The following is a 23,578-nucleotide window of genomic DNA, read 5'->3' as shown; positions in this document are numbered from 1 at the left end:
CATCCATAATTCTCATGACTACTGCACCATTCATTCCTGAAAACGCACCTTTTAGCGAAGAGCAACGTTCTTGGCTCAATGGCTTTTTAGCGGGGCTTTATAGCAACGCACCTGTCGAAGCCGGCTCGTCTGCGACTGCGGCGACACCAGTGACAATACTCTTCGGCTCGCAAACGGGCACCGCAGAAACACTGACTAAGAAGCTCGCGAAGCAACTCAAAGCCGCCAATTGCGAACCTAAAGTTTTTGATATGAGCGAGGTATCGCCTGACGACCTAAAAACAATACAGCACCTATTGCTCATTACCAGTACCTATGGTGAGGGCGAGCCACCGGATAATGCGCAGAGCTTTCATTCGGCTTTGATGAGCGATCATGCACCGAAACTTACCGGTTTGAATTATTCTGTTTTTGGTCTTGGAGATTCCTCTTACGCTGATTTCTGCAAGTGCAGTAAGCAATTCGATGCACGCTTGGAGGCACTTGGAGCCAAACGTGTGGCGCCGATGGTTGAAGCGGATGGCGATCCGGATGAACCTTTCTCCGAGTGGCTCGGTTCAGTGCAAGCTGTGATTGGCGAAGCCAGCGCTGTGAACACTGCGCCAGTCGAGGAGATCACCGATTCGGAACAGCCAAAATACAGTAAAAAACATCCTTTTGCTGCCAAATTATTAAAAACGGTCAATTTGAACAAAGCAGGTTCTTCGAAAGCGACGCACCATGTCGAGATCTCGCTGGAAGGTTCAGGTATCGAGTATGAAGTGGGGGACGCACTCGGTGTGCTGCCTGAAAACAACGCCAAGTTGGTGGATGAGATTATTACAGCCGCTGGTTTTACACCAGATGAATTGGCTCCAGTGCCACAGGGGCCGGATCAACAACTCTTCGATGCTTTAAGATTTCATTACGACGTGAGCGTGTTAACGATTCCATTTCTGATGGCTTGCGCACGCTTGAGTCCACATCCAAAGCTGCGGGAAATCGCGGGAGATGAGGCCAAGAGCAAGGCTTACATCGTTGGGCGCGGTTTGGTCGATCCGATCGTGGATTTTGATGTGAAATTTCCAACCACTGAGTATTTGGTCGCTCCGCTGAAGTCACTGAATGCGCGGCTTTATTCTATCTCTTCTAGTCCGAAGGCGCATCCCGGAGAGGTGCATTTGACCGTGGGTAAGGTGAGCTACGATACGCATGGTCGCAAAAGGTTGGGGGTGTGTTCGACGTATTTGGCGGATCACAAATTAGACCGTCCAGTCAAAGTATACATGCACTCAAATAAGGCCTTTCGATTGACGGAAAATAATGATGCACCCGCTATTATGATTGGCCCGGGCACTGGTATCGCTCCGTTTCGAGCCTTTCTGGAGGAGCGTGAGATGCGTGGGGCCAAGGGGAAGAATTGGCTTCTGTTTGGGGATCAGCACCAGGCAACTGATTTTCTGTATGAAGATCAAATTACCACTTGGATGAAGAGCGGTCTGCTGACTCGTTTTGACACGGCGTTTTCGCGCGACCAAGCGGAGAAAGTGTATGTGCAAAACCGCATTGTGGAGCATGCCGAGGAGTTTTACGCATGGTTAGAGGAGGGAGGCTACATCTACATTTGCGGCGATGCGAGTCGTATGGCGAAGGATGTGGATGCCGCGATCCATAAAGCCGTCGAGCTCGCTGGAGCTAAAAGTGAAACGGAGGCGAAGGCTTACGTCGAAGCACTTAAAAAGGAGAAACGTTATCTACGTGATGTTTATTAGGGCGAGGGAAACACCGGTGATACTCGCATTTACATATCGCTAACCGGTTCAGTTTAGCATGACGGCGAGCGCCGTTGTGAGTGTACTGAGGAGGCACAGACGCAAGTAGCCGAAGTCTGGCGACTTCGGCTACTGAAAACTTTCTTATATGACTAGCTGATCGCCTTGCTTAAACGCAGGCAATTAGTCCCAAGAATACACCATTTTGGTGTAGTACGTAGTATCCATTTTTTCTTCGGCTGTGGTGTCGCTTTCGTATTCGTTCTTGATGCCCATACGAACTTTCCAGTTGTCGCCGCTGCCGACCGGGATTTCAAAGCCGCTATCGTGTACGACGCGGTAGGTGCTGAAGTCATTGATCGATGGAACGAAAGTGAGGTCGTTCTTCATCTTGAAATGATTTTGGAAGCGGTATGTGTGCGCGAGACCGAAGTCGAGTGTGGCGCTGGATTCGTCTTCCTGATCGTTCTCATAGGCGGTGTAGCGATAACCGAGACCAGAACGGGCGACCAGTGTTTGGTGATCTTTGTTGATCAGGCGATAAGACATACCAGCTGCATTGGTGGAACGTAGCTTAATGTTGTCGATTGGGTCGTTTTCCAGTTCGGTGCGGATATACCAACCGAGCACTTCGCTAAAGAAGGACTCATAAGACGCGCCGCCAGCTGTGCGGTCTTCTGTTTTGTCTCCATTGTCTTCTGCTTGCTCATAGTCGAAGAAGAAGGCCAAGGTGTCGTTCGGGCCTTTTAGCTCTGCGTCAAAGCTAGTGCCGAGACGAAACTTGTCGCTATTACCTTTCTTACCAGTTAGGTCGACACTTGCTTCGTAGCGCCATTCGCGGCGGTTGCGTGCCACTTCAGGATCTTCCGCGGTGGGAGCCCAAGCTGCGGCTACTTTGGTGGTGCTGGTTTCAAGCACGCCATCTTCGGATTGAATACGGATGCTGTCGCCACCATTGCTCGCGATCGCTCCGGCCATTACAGTGCCGCTCGCGAGACGAACCACACGGGGTGCATCCGATTGGAAGCTATCCACTTGGTCTTGCTTGATTTTGATGACGCCTGCGTAGGCGGTCTCCAAGTGGATGACGCCTTTGTCGATCAATTGGATGGTGCCAATGAGTTGCGCACCGTCAGTTGTGCGCACGACGTCGGCGTTGGCTATCGAGCTGATGAATATACTGGAGATTAGGACTAGTGTCGTTGGTTTCATAACAAAAAAAATACGGACTCCCACTTGTGGGAGTCCGCGGATAAAGAGCAAATCCTGAGCCTTATTCGGATTTAATTAAGATTTCTTTAGCAGAGAGGCCTTGTTTGATCATTGGAAGCACGTGTTCGGTGTAGGGCACGATCACTTCCAGGACATACGGACCATCGTGAGCGATCATTTCTTCGATCGCGCCACGCAAGTCTTCGCGTTTGATGACACGTTTGCCCGCCACCCCGAATCCTTCGGAGATTTTTACAAAGTCGGGATAGATCGCATCGATATTATCCGGACCGCCAATATTGTCCTTGTCGCACAGAATCGTTTGTCCGCGAACACTCTCGTAAAGGAGATCTTCCCACTGCACCACCATGCCAAGGTGTTGGTTATTCAGGATAATGGTCTTGGCATTGATTTTTTCGATCTTGGCCGTGGCGAGTTCCTGGATGTTCATCATGAAGCAGCCATCGCCGTCGATGTTGACGACCAACTTGTCGGGAAAGGCGACTTTTGCGCCGATTGCAGCTGGCAGACCGAAGCCCATGGTTCCGAGGCCGAGCGAGCTGATGTAGGTGCGTGGCTCGCGGAACTTGAAAAACTGTGCAGTCCACATCTGGTGCTGGCCTACGCCTGTTGTGATGATGGCGTCACCTTGAGTCACTTCGTAGAGTGTCTCAATCGCTTCTTGTTGGGTAATGTGGCCGCTCTTGTCGTAAGAGAAGGGGTATTCTGCCTTCCATGCGTTGATCGTTTTGAACCAAGCTGTGAGATCGGGTTTCTTGAACTTAGTTTCTTTGGCCAGTTCGGTCAGTCGCTTGAGCGCGTATTTTACGTCTGAGTGAATCGGGTGCTGCACGCGCTTGTTTTTATTGTGCTCGGATACGTCGATGTCGATGTGCACGATCTCAGCATCCGGAGCGAATTTATTGACTGCGCCGGTGATGCGGTCGTCGAAACGTGCGCCGGCACATACCAGGATGTCGCTATCGCAAACAGCCCAATTGCCTGCAACGGTGCCGTGCATGCCGAACCAGTAAAGTGATTGTGGGTGCTCCGCGTCAAAGGCGCCGAGTCCCATCAGAGTGGATGCGACAGGCACGCCAGTGAGCTCGGCAAATTCGCGCAATTCAAGGTGTGCTTCGGCGGAGATGATGCCGCCGCCGATGTAGAGCACTGGACGTTCTGCACCGCTGATGAGGTCGAGCACTTCCAGTAGTTCTTCGTCGCTAGCCTTAGGCTTGGTTGACTCGATTTTGTAGCCTGGAATGTCGATCTTGCCTGGAAATGTCGGCTTAAAGATGGCTTGTTGCACATCCTTGGGAATGTCGATCACCACCGGGCCGGGACGCCCCGAAGTGGCGATGTGGAAGGCTTCCTTCACTACGCGGGGGAGGTCTTCTTTGTTGAGCACGAGGAAACTGTGCTTCACGATCGGTAGTGTCATTCCGAAAAAGTCAGTTTCTTGGAATGCGGTTTTGCCGATAAATTGCTGATACACCTGACCTGTGATCGCGATCAGAGGGATGCTATCCATGAACGCGTCTGCGATACAGGTCACCAAATTGGTGGCTCCTGGGCCCGAAGTGGCCATGCATACACTGGCTTTGCCAGTGGTGCGGGCGTGGCCGTGAGCCATGAAGCCGCCACCTTGCTCCATACGTGGAAGAATGGTGCGGATCTTCGAGCTTTTTGTGAGGGCTTGGTGCAACTCCATGGAAGCGCCACCTGGATAGGCATACACCACATCCACACCCTCGCGCTCAAGAGAGGCGACCAAGACATCTGCACCCTTCATTTCGGGGCCAATTTCGTCCTGTTCTGGGAAGTCGATTGCTTTATCGGTTTTCATGTGTGTGTGGTGTTTTTGCGTTGTATTTAGAGTATTCGAGCAGTGCGCCCATGCGAAAGGGCAAGGAAGAAGACAGCAAATCGCGCTCGAATCAAGCACGGAAGCGTGCTTAAAATGTCATTCGGAAGCGCTGGTTGGCCGTATCTTCCTGAACTTGTAAGTTGGCACCGAAGGCTAGGCTCATTTTTTCGGAGTTTAAGAGCACCTCGCGCTTGGGGCCGGCTGCGAAAACTTTGCCCTTTTTTAATAAGAGCACGTGGGTAATTTCCGGAATGATCTCTTCGACGTGGTGTGTCACCAGCACGATGGCCGGGCCTTTTTTTAATCGAGCCAATTTCTGTAAGCTCTTGAGAAAGCGTTCACGTGCGACCGGATCGAGCCCTGCGCAGGGCTCGTCGAGTATGAGCAGGCTGGGATCGTTGATCAATGCGCGAGCGATAAATACCTTCTGGCGTTCGCCTTGGCTGAGTACGCCCCAAGGCCTTTTCGCGAGTGAGCGGACCCCCATTTTACCTAGGCAGCGTAGAGCTTTATGGGTGTCGACTTTCTTTTCACGTGTCCAATAGCCGAGCTGCGCGCTTTGGCCACTGAGTACCTGTTTCGATGCCAAACTCATCTGCCGGCACGCGCTGGGTTAAGGCGCTGCTGACGATGCCTAATTGTTGTCGGATTTCGTTCCAGTCACTCTCACCATAGGTGTCGTCTCCGACGTGAATTTCGCCTGAAGAGGGCGCGCGATAGGCTGTGATCGCGGAGAGTAGGGTGGTCTTGCCACAGCCATTGGCTCCTAAAATCGCCCAATTCTCGCCTGGCTGGATCTCCCAGTTGATTCCCTTCAGGATATCGACATCAGCGCGGCTGACTTTGAGTGATTGGACGGATAGTAAGGGGCTTACTTGTTTGGGTTCTTTCATTGTTTCGGTGAATCGCTGCTCGTTTTGTCAGCCACTTGCAAATTGATCGCGCATCTTTTTGATCGAGGTTCGGATCGTTTACATAGGGCATGATTGCTTAGACTCTGCGATGAAATTTTTGATTCAATTCTATTGGTACTATAAAAAAAGGTGTGGCCGCCAAATTTGCGACCACACCTCCATTTGAGTGTTGGGTATTTCCGTATACTTTAGAATTTGTAGGCAACGGAGACCACCAGTTCACGGCCCTTGGACGGGAATCCGATGTTGTCGCCTGTGCGCGAGCTGTAGCCGTAAGTCGCTTGATCGTAGTAATATTTATCAAAGATATTATTCACGGATAAAGAGAGTGTCATGGGTGTATCTTCAAAAGGTTGCCAGTTGGCGTGCAGGTCGGTGACAAAGTAACCTTTCTTGTCGGGCGCATCGGCTGCGATGTCGTTTGATTCGCTTTCGACTAGACGAGCTCTGAGGCCAGTATTGAGACGATATTCAGGCATGGAATAATCGACTTTTGTGGTCCATGTGCGACCGATTGAAGTTCCGAGGCCCAGGTTGCCGTCGTTGAGCTTGTCACCGTTGAGCGTATTGTCGGCTTCCCAGACGCCGAAGCTGACGCGTAAGTCATCCCACTCTTTACCGACTTCGATTTCGTAACCTTCGACACGGGCATCGCCTGAATCTCCCCAGTAGTAAGTGCCCCCGACGTCGACCAAATCGATGTAATGGTCGATATGTTGGACATAATAAGTCGCACGGGCAAAGAAGCCGTTGTTTTCGTAGGCAATGCCCACTTCAAAATTGTCGGCTTCTTCTGCATCCATGTCTTCGCTATGCTCATAGAGGCCACTGAAGAAGGATTCACGAATTGTAACGCCACGGTAGGCCATGGAGTAGGCCGTGCGCAATGTCAGTCCATCCAGCGCTTCCCATTCGATACTGACATTGGGGCTAAAGCCGTCGCTGTTGTTTTCGATGCCATCGCCCAGCCCCGAATCGACCTTGTGCCGGTAGCTGTCATAACGGAGGCCTGCGGAGAGGAGTAGGGCATCGCTGAGTTGCCAGTTGTCTTGCGCGTAGAGGCCTAGCACAGAGGCGCTTTGGTCGCTGGAACCAGAGCCTCTGGCTTGTTGGGCACCATGGCCATCGTCCATGCGAAGATCTGTGCCGTAAGTGAGTGTGTGATCGCTGAGCGACGTCGTGTTACGCAGGTCATATCCTAGACTCGTTAATTCACCTTCACCGTATAGTGCACCCGTAGTGTTCAGGTGATTGTTGTAGTCGCTGCTGGTCCAGTAAAGCGTCGCTTCCAGATCCAAGAGATCATTACCTGCGTCGAAATGATGATTATAGCTGAGTGTTTCACGGTTCATTTCCTGGTCGGACAGTATGTAGGTGCCCGTGAAGTTGGTCATGTTCGGGCGCTGGTAGTAGGTGCCGTAATCATGCAGATTCTCGTAGGAAAGGCTCACTTCATGATCTCCGAATTCGCCGTTCACCTTGATAAATCCACGCTCATAGTCGTAACCTGTCGGTTCTACCGTGTCGCCATTGCCGTCTTCGTAATCATTACCTGTGCTGCGTGTGAAGGCTGCTAAAATGCCAATGTTTTCGTTTACGCGGGCATATGCTGAAAATACGCCTTTGTAACTGTCATCCCCGTTCAGACCTGCAGTGCCTTTAATCAAGGCACCGACATCCTGACCTGGCTCTAACATATCAAATGCGTTCTTGGTGGTCACGCGCAGAGCCCCCGTGAGGGCGCCCGCGCCGCTGGTCGCGGCTCCAGCTCCAGCGTCGAGTTCTACGGTTTTTATGAACTCGGGCTCCAGCTGCACGCGGCCCTGGTGGTGATAGAGTTCACCTGCTTGTTGCGCTCCATCTACAGTGACATTGAGCAACGTATCCTCAAAGCCGCGCACATATATTTTTTGAGCGACTGCCGCTCCGCCACCGATTGCAACGGTGGATTCATACGAGAGCAGATCGCTGAGATCGTTGGCTTGAAGCAGTTCGATTTCTTGCTCGTCGACCAGGAAATTACCCGGCTCTTGCTCTGCGGTTAAGACCGATTCTTCCAGAAGCATTGATTCCTGGTTGATGGCGTCTTGTGCCGATAGATTCGCAGCTATGAAACTGCCAAGTAGGTAGAGTGGTGTTCTCAGTTGTTGTATTTTCATGTTATTTGTGGATCAAAATCGAATCAATGCGAGCTAATGAGACTCAGTATCCTTATTGGTCAAATAAAATGCAACTGAGTCTCACTATCTATAAGGAGATGTTTTGCAGGATTGTTAAAGTAGTTTGGCTAATGGGTGGGCGGGGTATTTGAAGCGCAGGGCAGCGTCGTGTTGATTAAGTTCTATCATCCTGCCTTGCACGCGCGCGTCGCATCTCTATTACTTCGCATTATGCCAAAGATTTTATTTTTAGGAGATATCGTAGGGCGCCCTGGGCGAAATTTTGTAATAGAGCGTGTGGCGAAGCTGCGTGAAGAGTTGGGGGCGGATATCGTGATCGCGAATGCTGAAAACTCCGCTGGTGGGGCAGGGATCACCAAAAAAATCGCCGACTCGTTGACTGCAGCTGGCGTGGATGCCATCACGCTGGGGGATCATGTGTGGGATCAGAAAAATTTCGAAAACGAGATTGATCAGTTGGAGCAGGTTTGCCGCCCCGCGAACCTGCCGGAGCAGAATCCCGGTCGCACACATCTGATTGTAGAAAAAGACGGATTCCGTCTCGGCATTCTGACAGTGTTGGGGCGCAATTATCTCGCGCTTAAGTCCAGCTGTCCTTTTCGCATGGTGGATGCAAAACTAAATGAGTTAGCATCACAGTGCGATGCCGTCTTTGTGGAAGCACATATGGAAGCGACTTCTGAAAAGATCGCGCTGGGATGGCACCTCGACGGACGTGTCGCGGCAGTCGTGGGCACTCATACACACGTGCCCACCGCCGATGGTCGTATTTTGCCGGCAGGCACTGCGTATCTGAGTGATGCTGGCATGTGCGGGCCGTATGCTTCGGTGCTCGGACGTGATGTGGAGCAGGTCGTCGCCACCTTCCTGGATGGAATGAAGCGTCGCTTCCCTGTGGCAGAAGACGATGTACGCATTGCAGGTTGTTTGATCGAGGTCGATGCGGCTACTGGACGGAGTGTAAGTTTTCAACGTGTCGAACTTGCAAAATAGTACGGAATAATATTTTGATTACCTGTTCTAACCAATGTGGTTTTATGACTACGATGACTCCACATCTCTATCCAAATATAAATATGAAACAATTACTGATTCCATTCCTACTTTTAACGGCTGCTATGACAGCGCATGCGCACTGTGGTTCGTGTGGCACTGGTGCGGCGCATCCTGCCAAGTCCGAGTCCAAGGCATTCGCATGCGATATTCCTAAGAAAGCAGACTGCGACAAGCAGGCTGCTGCCTGTGCAGAGAAAAAGGATTGCGATGAGAAAACTGCATGCGGGGACAAGAAAGATTGCTCCGAGAAAGCCGCTTGCGACACTAAAAAAGACTGTGGCACCCCTGCAGCCTGTGCTGATAAAAAAGACTGTGCTGATATGAAGGATTGTGCTGAAAAATCCGAATGCGCAGAGAAGAAAGCTAGCAAACCAGCTGCATTACCCATGCCAAAGATGGCATGTTGCGCCGGCAAATAATCGATTTTTTAGATTCATTTTTCAAATCCCCGCATCCTCAGGACGCGGGGATTTTTTTGTTATTGTCAAGGAGTGGGCCACCGTCGCTAGGCATTGCGCACGTGCCGGCGGCCAGCTACTGGAGGTGGCGAGCAGTGGTGGTCATTCGTCGTGAGTGTCGGCTTTGACGGCGGATTCGATGCAGTAGCTTAGTGAAATTCCATCACGATAATTTCCTGCCAGTTTTAGGCCTGGGTAATTGGCTTCAATGGCATTCATATGTGCGAGTTGTTGTCCATAGCCTAGCTTATATTGTGGAATCGCCCGCGGCCAATGCTTGTGATGCACGAAGGTCGGATCACTTGATATACCGAGTATGCTTTCTAGTTCCGGCAGCACGTTCGTCAGGAGTGTCTTGGTGTGTGGCACGGCAAGTTCGGGTTGACGCTCGCCGCCAACGAACACTGTCAACAAAGCTTCGTCTTCGGGGGCACGCCCGGAAAAGAGACTTGAAGGAAAGAGTGCACCCAGAATCTTTCGCCCTTCGCATTCGGGCACCAATACGCCGAAGCCATCCAAGGGGTGGGAGATTGAAGCGCGTTTAAACGCCAAGCTCAGCACTGATACCGGAGGGTAGTCGATGTTGTTGAGGGGCCGCAGATCCGCTTTTATTGATTCTGATATTGGTAGCTGGCCTAAGGTGTGCGCGGGCGTGGTTAGCATTACTTGGTCGTAATGCTGTGAGTTGCCATTCCATATGACCTGCCAACCATGCTCATTCTGTCGAATGGATTGTATCGATACGGATGTGTGTACCGAGCCGTTCAAAGCTTTGGCTAGTAGTCCTGGCAATTCTGCCAGACCATTTTTGAAGGATATGATGCGTTTATTTACTTTGGGGGCATCGTTTTGTCGTGCCATACGCATTTTAGCCAGCGCCCCACGAATCATGCCGCCATGGTTTTGTTCCAGGGCGTATAGCTTCGGAAAGGCGTAGCGTAAGGAGAGTTGCTCTGGATCGCCCGCATAGATGCCACCGATCAGTGGGTTGATGGCGTATTGGTAGAGTTCTTCTCCCAGACGGCGTTGTACGAAATTTGCGGCGCTCTCTTCAGTTTCGGTGTCTATTGCTGGTATGAATGGTTCTTTTAAGACACGTAACTTACCCGCTAGGCTCCAGAGCGGGGTTGTCATGGCAGAGAGCGGCCCCATCGGCACGGCTTGCGCTTGGCCATCGCGTAGTATAAAGCGTTTTTTCGCCTCTGCGGAAGCCTCCACTATACGCTGCTCCAGCCCGGGCACGCTTTTTAAAAATGCGTCGACCTCATGGCTATTCACTTGAATCGAGTTGGGGCCTTCTTCGGCTAGGTAGTCGCCTTCGCGATGGCTCTGGATTGCGCCGCCGATGTGATCGGAGCACTCCAATACCACGCAGTCCTGGCCGCGCTGTTGGAGCTGCCAAGCCCGTGCTAGAGCGGTGATCCCGGAACCGATAATACAAATTTTTTTCACAGATCTGGAGAGAAGCCTGCCTGCGCGGCTTCTGCAATTTGAAAATGTTCAGTGAAGCTACTGTGAGTGGTATTCTCTATGCGATGTGCGTTTTTGCCTATGTGCCGCGCGGTTTTGCAATATCTGAAATGGGTTTGTTTTGCTAAATTACAAGGCATGGAAATTCAAAAATATACTTTAGGAATGGGGGATCGTTTTGCCCATCAAGGGAAGGCACAACTGCAGTCTGTTGTTAATGCGAAGAATGCGGGGATTGAGATCTATCCAACATGGAATAAGTCATTTCGTGAGCATAGTATCGTAAAAAGCCAGCCGGACGACCTCCGGGCGGAAGCGGATGCCGCAGTGGCGGCACTTGGTTGGACTGCTGATTACTATGTCGATGCTGATCACATTGGATTGAAGACAGTTGATGGCTTTCTTGCTGGGAGTAATTTTTATACATTGGACGTGGCTGACTTTGTGGGGGAAACACCTGAAGCTGCAGATGTGGATGCCTTTCTGGCGGCGAACCAGAAATACACCGGAGCATTACAGATTCCTGGCATTGAGCTGCCTTTTTCAGTGACGGAAGCCGATTTGCGTGAGGTTGCTGATAAATACCTCGTCGCCATCAAGGGCGCTAAAGCTATTTACGACTACATCGTTGCGGCTAAGGGGGCGGAAAACTTTATTACAGAAGTTTCGGTCGATGAAACGGATCTGCCACAGACGCCGATCGATCTATTCCTGATCTTGTCGATGATCGCTGCTGAGGGGATTCCAGTGCAAACAATTGCACCCAAATTTACCGGGCGTTTTAACAAAGGTGTCGATTACGTCGGCGACCTAGTTCAATTTGAAAAGGAGTTTGATGAAGATCTCTATGTGATCGCCTACGCGATTAAAGAGTTTGGTCTTCCCGCGACTTTGAAGCTGAGTGTGCATTCGGGGTCAGATAAGTTTTCGATTTACCCAATTATCAAAAAGCTGATTCATCAGCACGATGTTGGTTTGCATGTAAAGACTGCCGGCACCACATGGTTGGAGGAAGTGATTGGGCTGGCTGAAGCCGGCGGCGAAGCCTTGCAGATTGCTAAGGATGTGTATGCAGGAGCGTATGGCCGATTCGACGAACTCACTGCGCCATATGCGACTGTCATCGATATCGATAAATCGAGACTGCCCACTCCTGAAGAGGTTCGAGTTTGGGACTCCGAGAAGTATGTCAACACGCTGCGTCACGTTCAAAGCAACCCCGATTATAATCTACACTTTCGTCAGTTGATCCATGTAGGCTTCAAGGTGGCCGCGGAGATGAAAGATCGCTACACTGATGCGCTCAAAGCAAATGAAGCGATTATCGCACGCAACGTGACTGAGAACTTGTTTGACCGGCACATCCTGCGTATTTTCGCGCGCAGTTCTGCGGATTAAGTTGTGGCAATGATGCACTATGATCGGTGCCAGATGTGTTCCGATCATAGTGCTTCACTGGATTGTTCGATCTTAGCTGCAGCCTAAACTGGTGCCGCAGTTGAGGCAACAGGCGCAGGTGCCGGTGACTTTGACTTTACCGCTTCCGCATTCGGGGCAGGTTAAGTTGCCTTCACTTTGGGTGAGAAACTCTAATTGCTTGGTGTCGATTTTCGTGTCTTCTTTCGGGATGACGGTGCTGCTAGGATTGCGGTCTTCGAACGCGTCGTCCTCTTGCAGCGCTGGACTCATTCTCTCCTTGTATCCAGGGATGAATTCCATGCCGAGCTCGCGGGCGACGTAATCAATCACCGACTTCGCGAATGGAATATGTGGATTCTTCGTCATGCCTTCCGGTTCAAAGCGGACGTGGCTGAATTTTTTAACTAAAGTTTCCAGAGGTACGCCGTATTGTAGGCAGAGTGAAACCAGTGTGCCCACGGTATCCATTAGGCCGTTGATGGTAGAGCCCGCCTTGGCCATTTGAATGAAAACTTCACCTGGTTGGCCGTCGTCGAATTTGCCAATGGTGATGTAGCCTTCGGAGCCTGCGATGCTGAATTTGTGAGTGATCGACTCACGCGTGTCGGCCAATCGGCGGCGATAGGGCTCGGTTACTACTTGGACCTCTACTTTCTTTGCTTCGGCCTTGTCTTTGCGCGTTTTTATGGGGGCGGAGCGCTTAGAGCCGTCACGATAGATGGCGATGCCTTTGATGCCCTTTTTCCACGCGTGGATATAGGTGTCACGTATTTCTTTGACGGTGGCCTCTTCAGGCATGTTCACAGTCTTGGAGATGGCGCCAGAGAGGAAGGGCTGTACGGCGGCCATCATGTCGATGTGGGCGGTGTAGGGCAGGTAGCGCTCACCCATCCCGGAGCGGAAGGCGGAGTCAAATATGGGGATGTGTTCGTCTTTCAGGCCAGACAGTATCGACTTGCCGGATACTTTAATGTTCTCGACGGTTCCGTATTCTTTAACATGGGCGCAGATTTTCTCAATCGCTGTTGCTTGGTAGCCCAGGGTTTCCAGCGCGAGCGGAATCGATTTGATGGGTAAGGTCATGCAACCGCCGCCGGCAAGCGTTTTGTAGGCCACCAGGCCGATGGCAGGCTCGACGCCAGTGGTGTCGCAGTCCATCAGAAAACCAATGGTGCCGGTTGGTGCGAGCACAGTGACTTGGGCATTGCGGTAGCCATAGCGTTTGCCGAGGTCGGAGGCTTCTTTCCATATTTTCGCGGCATAATCAACCAATGGCTTGGGAGAGTTGTGGTCCAGCGCTTCGGCATGACTCTTGTGCAAGTCGATGACTGCTTGCATGGAGGCGACGTTGTCTTTTTCAGGTGGATTGGGCACGCCGAAGTGTGCCGCTTCGTGGTAACCTGCGAAAGGGCCTTTCAGTGCAGCCAACTCCGCGGAGGTCTTATAGGCAACACCTGTCATTGCGGCAGTGATCGCTTTGGCTAATCCGAGGCCCTCGTCGGAGGCATAGGCGTAGCCATAGGACATGAGTAGAGCGCCGAGGTTGGCGTAGCCAAGCCCGAGGGTGCGGAACCAGTGGCTATTGTAAGTGATCCCCTCGGTGGGGTAGGAGGAGCGGTCGACGATGATTTCCTGCGCGATAATGAAGATACGCGCGGCGGCAGCGAAGCGTTCGATGTCGAGGCCGTGCGCGGTGCGGAACTTCATTAAATTAAGCGAGGCCAGGTTGCAGGCGGAATTGTCGAGGAATAGATACTCACTGCAGGGATTGGTGCAGTTTTGCCGTCCCGAGCCTTTGCAGGTGTGCCATTTGTGGATGGTGTCGTCGAACTGCATGCCCGGGTCGCCGCAGATGTGAGTGCCTTCGGCGATTTTGTCTAGCAGGTAAGAGGCGTCCTTTTCTTCGCAGGCTTGCCCATCGGTGACGCGGCGGGTGAAGAATGTATTGCCGTTGATCGCGGCTTGCATAAATTCGTCGGATGCGCGCACGGAAAGGTTTTCGTTCTGATATTTGATGGAGGCGTAGGCTTCGCCATTAAAGGAAGGATCGTAGCCTTCTTCGATCAATGCCCAAGCTTTGCGCTCTTCCAGTTGCTTCGCGTGGATAAACTCTTCGATGTCGGGGTGCCAATCTTTGAGCACGTTCATTTTGGCGGCGCGACGGGTTTTGCCGCCACTTTTGACGACTCCGGCTACGGCATCGTAGACCGATAGAAAAGATAGTGGGCCTGAAGGTTTGCCCCCCCCGGATAGTTTTTCACGGGTTGAACGGATGCTGGAGAGGTCGGTGCCCGAGCCAGACCCAAATTTAAAGAGCATGGCTTCGGCACGTGCGAGGTCCATGATCGAGTCCATGTCGTCGTCGACGTGTTGTATGAAGCAGGCGGAGCACTGGGGATACTCATACTGACTGCTGGCTCGCATCACTACGTCATGTTCCTGGTCCCAATAGAAATTACCTTTGCCGGATTCTTTGCCCACACCATAGGCTTGGTAAAGGCCGAGATTGAACCACACCGGAGAGTTGAAGGCGCCGTATTGGTTCGCGAGTAGCCATTTGAGCTCTTCATCAAAAACTTTGGCCTGTGCCGCGTCGGCGAAATAACCGTCCGCCTGCCCCCATTCAGTAATGGTACCCGCGACACGATCGATCACTTGCTTGAAGGAGGATTCACGCCCGCCTTTGTGTGGATCGGTGCCATTGTCGATGTCTCCATAGAAATATTTTGAGGAAAGGATTTTGGTGGCCAAGTCAGAAAATGCGGCGGGGACTTCGACGTTATCCTGCTTAAATATGGCTTTGCCTTTGTCGTCTGTAATCTCAGAGCTGCGATAGCTCCAGTTGATTTCGTCGTAGGGATGGACTGTTTGAGAGGAGAATGTACGCTTGATCGTGAGGTAATTGTGTGGGGTTTTTGAGGATTCTTTCTTCATGAGCTTGTCGGGGTTACTATATATTGTGGTTTATTTGCAGGGCATGCACTAGGTCTAGTGCTCTATTGCTAACTGAACGTAAAGTTCCTGCACGACGAAAATACATAGTCGCGATGGATTTGAGCGGGTCTTCGAATTGAGATAAGTTGTGCTAATTCCAGCTCAGCAGACTGCGCAGTTGGAGTCTTTGTGGTCCGATAAAATCAGTAGTCTAAATGTGCGTGATTTCTTAAACCGTTAATTCAGCCAGCCACTTATTTTTTTAGCATCATTATGATCGGTAAAATATTCTGTCATTGTAATATTTACTGTAACTGTGGCGGGATCTGTCGGGCGACTGTCAAATCTCGTGCCATGATGACCTCCGATATACATATTTTTTTGAAAAATTTGATATTAGTCGATTGTCTTTTGTTGCACTGATAGAAGGCATTCCCACGTATTCGATGGCACTATTACCTTCAGTGCCGAAGCGGGCTGATTACCCTAGGCATGTTTGTTGCTATCTGTGTTAATTAACCGCAAAAAACAAAACCTACAGTTGTTTAAACCGAAAAAAGGCCCAACATATGATTAAGAAAACACTTACGCTCGCTATACTTGCACTTGCACTGTGCGCGTCCTCTTTGATGGCCACTTATCAATACGGCGACTATGTTGACAGTGAATTTGTTACATACGACAAGAATGGTAAAGAAGACGCCTTAACAGTCGCTCAGGATGGCGGCCTTACGCTTACATTTGTCGACAGCGATGATCATTGTGGCTCTGATGGTGGCGTCATTACTGATTGGATGACGCTGACTGTGCAAGCGACGGATTCCAGCGGTCAGACGACTAGTCGGGATGTTGAAATCGCAGGCTCATGGGAGGAAGGGACTTTCTCATTAGATATTGGCGAGTTCACTGCGGGTGCGAGCTTACTTTTCTTTGTGACGGATAGCGACGGTAATACAACTATCGGCACCAAGAAAAATAAGACTTATATTGGCTATGAAAAAAGCAAGAAAGGCAGTGAGGCTGCATTTACCTTCGGCGGTGAGTATGGTAAAAAGGGCAAAATTGAGTTTGCATTCCGTGTGAGTGGCAGCGCTCAATCGGCCAATGGGCAACCTCTACCGGGTGTGGCCGTATCCATGTTGATGGGGAGTGCCGGCCTATACTTGGTGAAGCGTAAGAAGGCGCGAGTTGCCTAGTCGGGATGTGAGTCAAATGTAATGGGTGCTCGCTCTATCTGGCTAAGGACAGAGGACAGAGGACAGAGACCAGAGGACAGAGATCAGAGGGCAGAGACTAGAAGCCTGCCACTCTAATCAGTTAGTTATGGAAATCATGGCATGCGCTGTTTGGGTGAGATGGGAAGCGCTGTAACTTCTTGATATTCATAGCTGGCTTTTGAGATTTGTGTTCTGACTACCCTTTCTAGGATTATCCGCTTTTTTTCTGAATGAGGCTCTCAGTCGGGAAAATGTGCGCGCAAAAAAAAAGCCCGACCATTGTGGTCGGGCTTTTGTCAAAATCTGGTTGGTGACTACTTTCTCTCGTCGTCGTCCTCGTCGATGGTTTCGTCCGGTGGAGCTGTGGTTTCTTCGTAATCTTCGACCTCATCTTCCTCTTCTTCGTCCCACTTCATGGTATCGTCCTCTTCGATCTTTTCGTCGACTTCAGTGCCTGCGTCGACGTCGGCGAGGTCTTTTTCAAGTTCTTCGTCTTCAGTCTTAGGCTTGGCATCTTCGTCGTCGTCGAGTTCGAAGCCGTCGGGCACATATTCGAGGATAGCAGTGAGCTCGGTGAAGAAGTGCGAGGCTCGCCCTTCCATGAAATCCGCGTTTTGTGCTTCACGGATCTCTTCTTCGAGTTCTTCCACCGTGAGGTTTTGAGAGAAGTCGATTAGATCGTTGAGCATTTTAACGCGTAGCTTAGTGATGTGATCGAGCAAGTCTGCGTACGGCCCCTTTTCCTCATCCAGCACGTCGGGGAGTGCGAAGAGTGGTTCTTCACTCTCTAAGATGCTATCTTGTACGCGTTTCAGTAGTATGGTTTTGTCTTCTTCTACATTCTCAATGCCAAAAGAATAGAATGCATCGTCGACCAACTCATTTTGTAGGCCGTAGTCGCTCAATGGTTCAAGTAGATCAATGATGTGTTGGAATTGGCGAGGATCGATAATTCCGAGGCCATCGACGTCCCAGTGGACGGGGTCGCTGATCTCGTTGATCCACCAGTTCATATCTTCGCCCAAGCGGGCTTTGCACCAAGTGAGTTTAGTAGTAGGTTTCGACATACGGTTTGAAGACGCTTTGTGTATTTCTTAGAGATGGGGCTACAGTGAGTTCAGTAGCGATCCATACTAGGTGGTTAAAGACTCGTTTTATCCTTTGTAAAGTGCTTAGTCAGAATTTTTTTCAATGTGTCTTTTTCATTGTTTTGCGTAAAGTGGGTGTTACGTTCTGAGATTCTGCATAAGAGAGACCGTTATGGGATTTATTTACGAAAACTTAGTGCGTCCGGCTTTATTCAAGATGGAGCCCGAGCAAGCACACGATCGCGGTCGCACCGCGTTAATGACAATGGGGGCTTTGCCTACGTTGTGTAAGCTGGTGCGCCGTTACAATCAGGTGTGCGAAGACAAAGCTGTAAAGCTCTTTGGCTTGGAATTTCCAAATCGTGTGGGGCTGGCTGCCGGAATGGACAAAGATGGCGAGTTTCCACGTGCGATCGAAGCTTTGGGCTTCGGACATGCTGAAGTCGGCACTGTCACGCCAGAGGGGCAGCCAGGCAATCCACGTCCCAGACTGTTTCGCTATCCGGAGCAACATTCTCTGATCAACCGTATGGGCTTTAATAACAAGGGCTCTGAAGTGATGTTGCAGGCCCTTTCAAAGAATTACCCGAAGGGCAAGCGCGGCATTCCTGTGGGGGTCAATATCGGTAAGGCTAAAACCACGCCGCTGGATCAAGCAGTAGATGACTATGTCGCGAGTTTTCGCACCTTGGCGGATCAGGCTGACTACTTTACCATTAATATCAGTAGTCCCAACACCGCGGGCTTGCGTGATCTGCAGGGGGCGACCTATTTACGGGAATTATTACAGACGATTCGTCACGAGAACTTGTCGCATGCCAAGAAGCTCGGGCGTGATCCACACCCGCTGCTGCTTAAAATCGCCCCCGACCTCACGTTTAAGGAAATCGACGAGATTGTCGGCGTGTTACTGGAACTGGACTACGATGGTATAATTGCCACGAATACGACGATCCAGCGCCCAGAGGGTTTTAAGAGTAAGGAAACTGGTGGCTTGAGTGGGGGAGACTTTATCCGCCGCCGTTCGAACGAGGTCATTAATTACATCTATAAGTCGACAGAGGGGAAGCTGCCAATCATCGGGGTGGGCGGAATCGATTCCGTGGAAGCCGCAGGCGAGAAAATTGATGCAGGCGCCTCAATGGTACAAATTTACACGGGATGGGTCTATCGCGGGCCATTTTTCGCGCGTGAACTTGCGCGCGCGCTGAAGTCTAAGGGCGAAGACTGGATCTAGTGGCTTGTGGACAGTTAGCTGTCCTCCGGTCTTATATCGTACACCTATTTCTATATGATGCTATTGATTCGTATTCATCTATTATTGCTGATGATTTTCACCGCGGGCTGCGTCAGCACAGGTGATGTTGCTCAGGTGACGGCTCCGTCTGCCACAGTTACAGCTTCTGAGGACTTAGAGGCTTTCCCTTTGCCCGAGCCTGATTATCAGCGTCATGTCATTCGTTTACCTGCTTTGGAGGATGAGGCCGCGCACTTCGTCACATTGGTGATCGGTAAAACCGTACTGACGGATTCGGTCAATAATTACCGACTTTTGGGCACACTTGAAGCCGTCACAGTGGAAGGCTGGGGCTACACTTATTATCAGCTCGAGTCGGAAGGCCACATGGCCGGCACTCTAATGGCGGTCAATCCAGCAGCTCCGCAGGTCGAGCGCTTTGTTGAACTCGGTGCGCCGCTAGAGCCGATTCGTTACAACAGTAAAGTGCCGATTGTGGTCATCGTGCCTGAGGGCTTCGAGGTCAAATACCAAGTCTGGAGTGCCGCGGAACTACGAGTTGCCCCTCAGGGCTAGAGAACGCTTGTAAGCGCTTCTGGCTTCTGGAGTGGGCTTATGTTTGGCCGCGAACAGGATGAGGTCATCTACTGCATCGCTTATCAGGTGTTCCTCAAACGTAGTGTGTCTGTTAGCGGACGCCGGTGATCCGATTGTGAGTGCTGTTAAGCTTTTAGGCCTTCTCTAACTCCTAAACTTATAGCTCGCGGGAGCCGACATAGACGCGGGTCACGCGTTTGGTCACTGAACAGAGTGTTTCCCAGGGAATGGTGTGCGCTTTTTCGCTAAATTCAGTGGTGGTGATCTCTTGTGAGCCATCTTTGCCGATCAATACGACTGCATCGCCGATTTGTGCTTGGGGGCAGTCAGTGACATCGACGATCGTTTGATCCATCGTGACGCGGCCTAAGATGGGGCAGCGTTGACCGTGGATCAGCACCTGGCCGCGATTGCTGAGTTCGCGTGTGATGCCATCGCCATAGCCGGCCGTGAGTAGGGCGATACGAGAATCCCGCGTGAGTTTGTGGGTGCGTGCGTAACTGATGTCGGTGCCACGGGGCAGGGCTTTAATCAGGCCGATACGTGTGTGGAAACTGAAGACGGGCTCGACTACGACGCGGCCGAGGGCGGAATCGGGGTAGGGAGGCACTCCAAACTGCAGGAGTCCGATGCGCACGGCATTGAAGGGGCTGTCATCGCTTAGAGTGTCAATGCCGGCGGAGTTATCTGCATGAATGAGTAAGTTTTCGGGGATCGGTGCATCCGCCTTCAATGCGGCCAAAAAACGTTCGCGTTGTGTTTGAGTGAACTCGGGGTCACTATCGGCACTGGAGAAGTGGGTGTACACACCTTCCAGCTGTAAGGCGGGCAATGCATGGATTTGGGCCAATAGCGTCGGAGCATCACGATGCCAGATGCCCAGTCGCCCCATGCCTGTGTCGATTTTTAGGTGGACCTTAATTGAGGTCGCGTGCGATTGGCCCAATGCGTTGAGGCGTAGGCATTCTTCATATGTGCTGACGGTTGCTGTCAGATCATATTCGAGCAGCAAGTGGTCCTCTTCGGGGAGTAGTGGGCTGAGCACCAGTATGGGCCAGCCGGCACCCATATGGCGAATGTCGGCCGCCTCGGCTACGTTGGCTACGGCGAAACAGTCCACGCCGCTTTGCATGAGGCGACGCACGATGGGCGGCATGCCGTGCCCATAGGCGTCTGCTTTGACCACGGCGAGGTAACGCATGCGAGCTGGCAACGCGGCTTGTATACGCTTTAAATTACGTTCGAATGCTGCGAGGTCGATTTCTGCCCAGCAGCGACGAGTGGATGTGGTGCCTGTATTCACTCTGTTTTGCTTGAACTTATCCCTGTGCGCGATGGCGTGCAGGTGTCCATTTCTGAAATGTATTGATGCCGGAACTGTAGAGTTCTACGCCTTCTGTTGCTTGTAACAGTGTGGGCATCTTACGCACCTTGCTAAGCTCCGCCGGGTCATACTGTAGCGTCTGTGCATTGGCGGGCGGGCTTTGCCAGCCTTTACGCTGGGGCAAATGATAGACGGGGCTGCGGCAGGCATCGAGTGCCGCGTCGTCGATCACTTCAGCGGCTCCAACCTGACCCTCTCGAATGTAGAGGGCGTTCCAAGCACCTTTTTTCCAGTCAGCCACGATCAGTGCCTCGTGCAGTTCGGGCTTTGAATGGAGTAGTGTATGAGCCGTCAGCTGTAAGCTGTTGTATTTGTAAAGTTGTGCGGATGTCGGGTAGAGTCGCGTCCAGATTTCGATCGCCATGGCGCAGAGCCGCAGTCCCAGCACAGAGCCCGGGCCTTCGCAATAAATGTAGCTACGGATGTCAGCTAAGCTGAGCTTTGCTTGCTGTAAGGCTTCTTCGATGGCTGGGAAAAGTTCTTCCAGCGGCGTGCCGGTACGATCGATCGTAGCCAGCCATTGGTCCTGACTATTGAGCAGCCCAGCAAATACCGTGCTGCCTGAGCCATCGATAACGAGGGAGATGTGGTCGTCTTGCATATGAATAGTGGTAGCGTGCATGCGTCGCATCGCCAGCGTATATTCATATTAACTTTCCTTAAATTGCGCGACTAGATTGGTGACGGTCGCTTTGGCGTCGCCGTAGAGCATACGAGTGTTGGGAGCCGTGAAGAGTTGATTTTCTAGTCCGGAGAAGCCAGCGCCCTTGCCGCGTTTGAGGCAGAAGGTGGTTTTAGCCTTGTGCGCTTCGATGATTGGCATGCCGTAAATGGGGCTGCTTTCGTCGTTGGCTGCGGCGGGGTTGACTACGTCGTTGGCACCGATGACGATGGCAACATCGACCATTTCGATGGTTGGGTTCACGTCGTCCATTTCGACCAATTGCTCGTAGGGCACGTCGGCTTCGGCCAGTAGCACGTTCATGTGGCCCGGCATGCGCCCAGCCACGGGGTGGATCGCGTAGCGCACCTCGCAGTCGTTGGCCTCCAGTAACTCGCCGAGCTCTTTGACGGCATGCTGCGCCTGCGCCACGGCCATGCCGTAACCAGGAATGATGATGACGTTCTTGGCGGCTTCCAATATGTAGTAGGCGTCTTCCGGCGAGATGGGCTTGAGTTCGCCGGAACTTTCGCCGCTGCTGACTTGTGTGGTGGCGCCGAAGCCTGAAAAGAGCACGTTCTTGAGTGTGCGATTCATCGCCTTACACATGATCACGGTGAGGATGAGGCCGGAGGCCCCGACCAGGCAGCCTGCGACGACCAAGACATTATTGTTGATCACAAAACCGGCGGCACAGGCCGCCAGGCCCGAGCATGAGTTGAGCAGCGAAATGACGACTGGCATGTCGCCGCCACCAATAGGCATGACGGCAAAGATGCCGAGTAAGAGTGACAGCACGATCACGGTCAGTAATAAGCAGTAGGCGAGCTCCGCCGTGGGCGAGATACTAAAGACGACACCTGAGGCTACAATGCCCAGCGCGAGTAACGCGTTCAGTGTTTTCTGGCCAGCGAAGCTTAAGGCGCGACCGCCCAGTTTACCCGAAAGTTTGCCCCAAGCATACATTGAGCCTGTAAAAGTGATACCACCAATCACAATCGCCAACACGGTGACCGCTGCCGTAAAGGACGGCACTTCAGCGCGCAGAGCCTGTTCGATGATGCTGGCAGGATGGATGGCGCGGTGATATTCCGCCCAGCCCACTAGTAGCGACGCTAGGCCCCCAAAACCATTGAAGAGTGCGACCAACTCAGGCATGCCCGTCATTTGCACACGTTTGGCCGCGACGAATCCAATGCCCGCTCCGAGGGCCAAAGCTCCGATGACGAGTGGGAAATCGAGCCCTTTGTTGAGCAAGGTGACTACGACCGCCAGTAACATGCCCAGCGAAGAGAGTAGGTTGCCGCGCTTAGCTGTATCGGCTTTGCCCAGCATCTTGATGCCGAACACGAAGAGGATCGCTGCGACGATGTAAGAGAGATTAACAATTGTTTCGGCGCTCATTACTTACCCTTCTTTTTGAACATTCCCAGCATGCGATCGGTGACCATGTAGCCCCCCACCACGTTGATCGTTGCCAGCACGATGGCGGCGAATCCAAGCCATACCGAGAGTCCGCTGGAGTCGTTGTGCACGGCGAGGATTGCGCCAACCACGGTGATCCCAGAGATCGCGTTGGACCCCGACATCAACGGGGTATGTAGTTGTGAGGGCACTTTTGCAATGAGCTCGAAGCCTAGAAAGGCAGCCAGCACGAAGATGAACAGCAGGAGTATCAGTTCCATGGGGTGTATCCAGTTAAGTGGTTTGCGGAGCGATCCATATGATTGAACTTATGCTGCTAGAAGCAAGTCGTAAGAACTCAGCTTTGAATGGCTACTAAACTATAGAAGCTGGTAATCATTGTCATTTACAACTTGAATATACCTAGGGGGGGTATACTATATCCGTCATGGGACATTTACATGGAGAAAATAAAAAGCTCGTGGCGCGAGTGCGTCGATTGAAGGGGCAGTTGGAAAGTGTGGAACGAATGCTGACTGAGCAGGCAGATTGTTATACGGTGCTACAGAACGTGGCGGCCTGCCGTGGTGCGCTCAATTCGTTGACGCGTGAGTTGATTCACGAGCACATTGAGCACCACTTGCTCGATGCTGAGGGTGCTCCGGATTCGGTGCGTGAAGCTTCGAAGGAGGTGCAGGCGATCATTAACAGCTATTTAAAATAGGGGAG

20 protein-coding genes are annotated in these 23,578 nt (G+C 51.7%); 8 read left to right on the top strand and 12 right to left on the bottom strand.

The features are described from left to right. Nucleotides 1–14 precede the first annotated feature (14 nt). Complete coding sequence (locus SH580_RS02215; protein ID WP_319833376.1) at nucleotides 15–1,751, top strand: diflavin oxidoreductase; 1,737 nt, start codon at nucleotides 15–17, stop codon at nucleotides 1,749–1,751. Between the two features lie 183 nt (nucleotides 1,752–1,934). Here SH580_RS02215 and SH580_RS02210 read toward each other — a convergent pair whose 3' ends face one another. The 5 genes from SH580_RS02210 to SH580_RS02190 form a co-directional block, all read right to left on the bottom strand. Beyond that, nucleotides 1,935–2,963, bottom strand: coding sequence for a DUF481 domain-containing protein (locus SH580_RS02210; protein ID WP_319833375.1), 1,029 nt, complete (start codon nucleotides 2,961–2,963; stop codon nucleotides 1,935–1,937). 61 nt (nucleotides 2,964–3,024) lie between these two features. After that, nucleotides 3,025–4,809, bottom strand: a complete 1,785-nt coding sequence (gene ilvB, locus SH580_RS02205; protein ID WP_319833374.1) for a biosynthetic-type acetolactate synthase large subunit — start codon at nucleotides 4,807–4,809, stop codon at nucleotides 3,025–3,027. Nucleotides 4,810–4,918: 109 nt separating this feature from the next. After that, on the bottom strand, nucleotides 4,919–5,419 hold the full coding sequence (locus tag SH580_RS02200) for an ABC transporter ATP-binding protein (protein ID WP_319833373.1): 501 nt from the start codon (nucleotides 5,417–5,419) through the stop codon (nucleotides 4,919–4,921). Beyond that, a complete protein-coding gene (locus SH580_RS02195; protein ID WP_319833372.1) occupies nucleotides 5,361–5,723 on the bottom strand; it encodes an ATP-binding cassette domain-containing protein in 363 nt (120 codons plus the stop codon). The genes SH580_RS02200 and SH580_RS02195 overlap by 59 nt, the downstream gene beginning before the upstream one ends. Nucleotides 5,724–5,932: 209 nt before the next feature. Next, nucleotides 5,933–7,903, bottom strand: coding sequence for a TonB-dependent receptor domain-containing protein (locus tag SH580_RS02190; RefSeq protein ID WP_319833371.1), 1,971 nt, complete (start codon nucleotides 7,901–7,903; stop codon nucleotides 5,933–5,935). Between the two features lie 231 nt (nucleotides 7,904–8,134). On the opposite strand from SH580_RS02190, the gene SH580_RS02185 reads away from it, so the two are divergent. Continuing rightward, nucleotides 8,135–8,917: a TIGR00282 family metallophosphoesterase gene (locus SH580_RS02185; protein WP_319833370.1), complete on the top strand. Its 783-nt coding sequence runs from the start codon at nucleotides 8,135–8,137 to the stop codon at nucleotides 8,915–8,917. A 14-nt stretch (nucleotides 8,918–8,931) separates the two neighbouring features. Then, nucleotides 8,932–9,399, top strand: coding sequence for a hypothetical protein (locus SH580_RS02180; protein WP_319833369.1), 468 nt, complete (start codon nucleotides 8,932–8,934; stop codon nucleotides 9,397–9,399). 141 nt (nucleotides 9,400–9,540) lie between these two features. Here the strand turns inward: SH580_RS02180 and hemG are convergent, their stop codons facing one another. Beyond that, a complete protein-coding gene (gene hemG / locus SH580_RS02175; RefSeq protein ID WP_319833368.1) occupies nucleotides 9,541–10,890 on the bottom strand; it encodes a protoporphyrinogen oxidase in 1,350 nt (449 codons plus the stop codon). 156 nt (nucleotides 10,891–11,046) lie between these two features. Between hemG and SH580_RS02170 the strand changes: the two genes are divergently transcribed. Next, on the top strand, nucleotides 11,047–12,306 hold the full coding sequence (locus SH580_RS02170) for a tagaturonate epimerase family protein (protein WP_319833367.1): 1,260 nt from the start codon (nucleotides 11,047–11,049) through the stop codon (nucleotides 12,304–12,306). 72 nt (nucleotides 12,307–12,378) lie between these two features. Here the strand turns inward: SH580_RS02170 and SH580_RS02165 are convergent, their stop codons facing one another. Continuing rightward, a complete protein-coding gene (locus SH580_RS02165; RefSeq protein WP_319833366.1) occupies nucleotides 12,379–15,261 on the bottom strand; it encodes a vitamin B12-dependent ribonucleotide reductase in 2,883 nt (960 codons plus the stop codon). A 569-nt stretch (nucleotides 15,262–15,830) separates the two neighbouring features. Between SH580_RS02165 and SH580_RS02160 the strand changes: the two genes are divergently transcribed. Further along, nucleotides 15,831–16,457 (top strand): hypothetical protein, encoded by a 627-nt coding sequence (locus SH580_RS02160; RefSeq protein WP_319833365.1) that lies wholly within the window; start codon nucleotides 15,831–15,833, stop codon nucleotides 16,455–16,457. A 335-nt stretch (nucleotides 16,458–16,792) separates the two neighbouring features. Here the strand turns inward: SH580_RS02160 and SH580_RS02155 are convergent, their stop codons facing one another. Then, on the bottom strand, nucleotides 16,793–17,545 hold the full coding sequence (locus tag SH580_RS02155) for a hypothetical protein (protein WP_319833364.1): 753 nt from the start codon (nucleotides 17,543–17,545) through the stop codon (nucleotides 16,793–16,795). Between the two features lie 193 nt (nucleotides 17,546–17,738). On the opposite strand from SH580_RS02155, the gene SH580_RS02150 reads away from it, so the two are divergent. Continuing rightward, nucleotides 17,739–18,803, top strand: a complete 1,065-nt coding sequence (locus tag SH580_RS02150) for a quinone-dependent dihydroorotate dehydrogenase (protein ID WP_319833363.1) — start codon at nucleotides 17,739–17,741, stop codon at nucleotides 18,801–18,803. 54 nt (nucleotides 18,804–18,857) lie between these two features. Next, nucleotides 18,858–19,379: an ecotin family protein gene (locus SH580_RS02145; protein ID WP_319833362.1), complete on the top strand. Its 522-nt coding sequence runs from the start codon at nucleotides 18,858–18,860 to the stop codon at nucleotides 19,377–19,379. Between the two features lie 178 nt (nucleotides 19,380–19,557). On the opposite strand, the gene alr is transcribed toward SH580_RS02145, so the two are convergent. From alr to SH580_RS02125, 4 genes are read right to left on the bottom strand one after another with little or no spacing between them, the layout of a single operon-like run. After that, nucleotides 19,558–20,703, bottom strand: a complete 1,146-nt coding sequence (alr, locus tag SH580_RS02140) for an alanine racemase (protein WP_319833361.1) — start codon at nucleotides 20,701–20,703, stop codon at nucleotides 19,558–19,560. A gap of 16 nt (nucleotides 20,704–20,719) precedes the next feature. Further along, nucleotides 20,720–21,385, bottom strand: coding sequence for a hypothetical protein (locus SH580_RS02135; protein ID WP_319833360.1), 666 nt, complete (start codon nucleotides 21,383–21,385; stop codon nucleotides 20,720–20,722). A 48-nt stretch (nucleotides 21,386–21,433) separates the two neighbouring features. Beyond that, entirely contained in the window at nucleotides 21,434–22,849 is a 1,416-nt protein-coding gene (locus SH580_RS02130) for an NAD(P)(+) transhydrogenase (Re/Si-specific) subunit beta (protein ID WP_319833359.1), read from the bottom strand. Next, complete coding sequence (locus SH580_RS02125; protein ID WP_319833358.1) at nucleotides 22,849–23,130, bottom strand: NAD(P) transhydrogenase subunit alpha part 2; 282 nt, start codon at nucleotides 23,128–23,130, stop codon at nucleotides 22,849–22,851. The genes SH580_RS02130 and SH580_RS02125 overlap by 1 nt, the downstream gene beginning before the upstream one ends. 167 nt (nucleotides 23,131–23,297) lie before the next feature. On the opposite strand from SH580_RS02125, the gene SH580_RS02120 reads away from it, so the two are divergent. Continuing rightward, nucleotides 23,298–23,573, top strand: a complete 276-nt coding sequence (locus SH580_RS02120) for a metal/formaldehyde-sensitive transcriptional repressor (RefSeq protein ID WP_319833357.1) — start codon at nucleotides 23,298–23,300, stop codon at nucleotides 23,571–23,573. Nucleotides 23,574–23,578: the final 5 nt, after the last annotated feature.

Source organism: Coraliomargarita algicola (genome assembly GCF_033878955.1).
Taxonomy (GTDB): Bacteria; Verrucomicrobiota; Verrucomicrobiia; order Opitutales; family Coraliomargaritaceae; genus Thalassobacterium; species Thalassobacterium algicola.
Note: the sequence above shows the minus strand (reverse complement) of the source record. Positions and strands in the feature narration are given on the sequence as shown.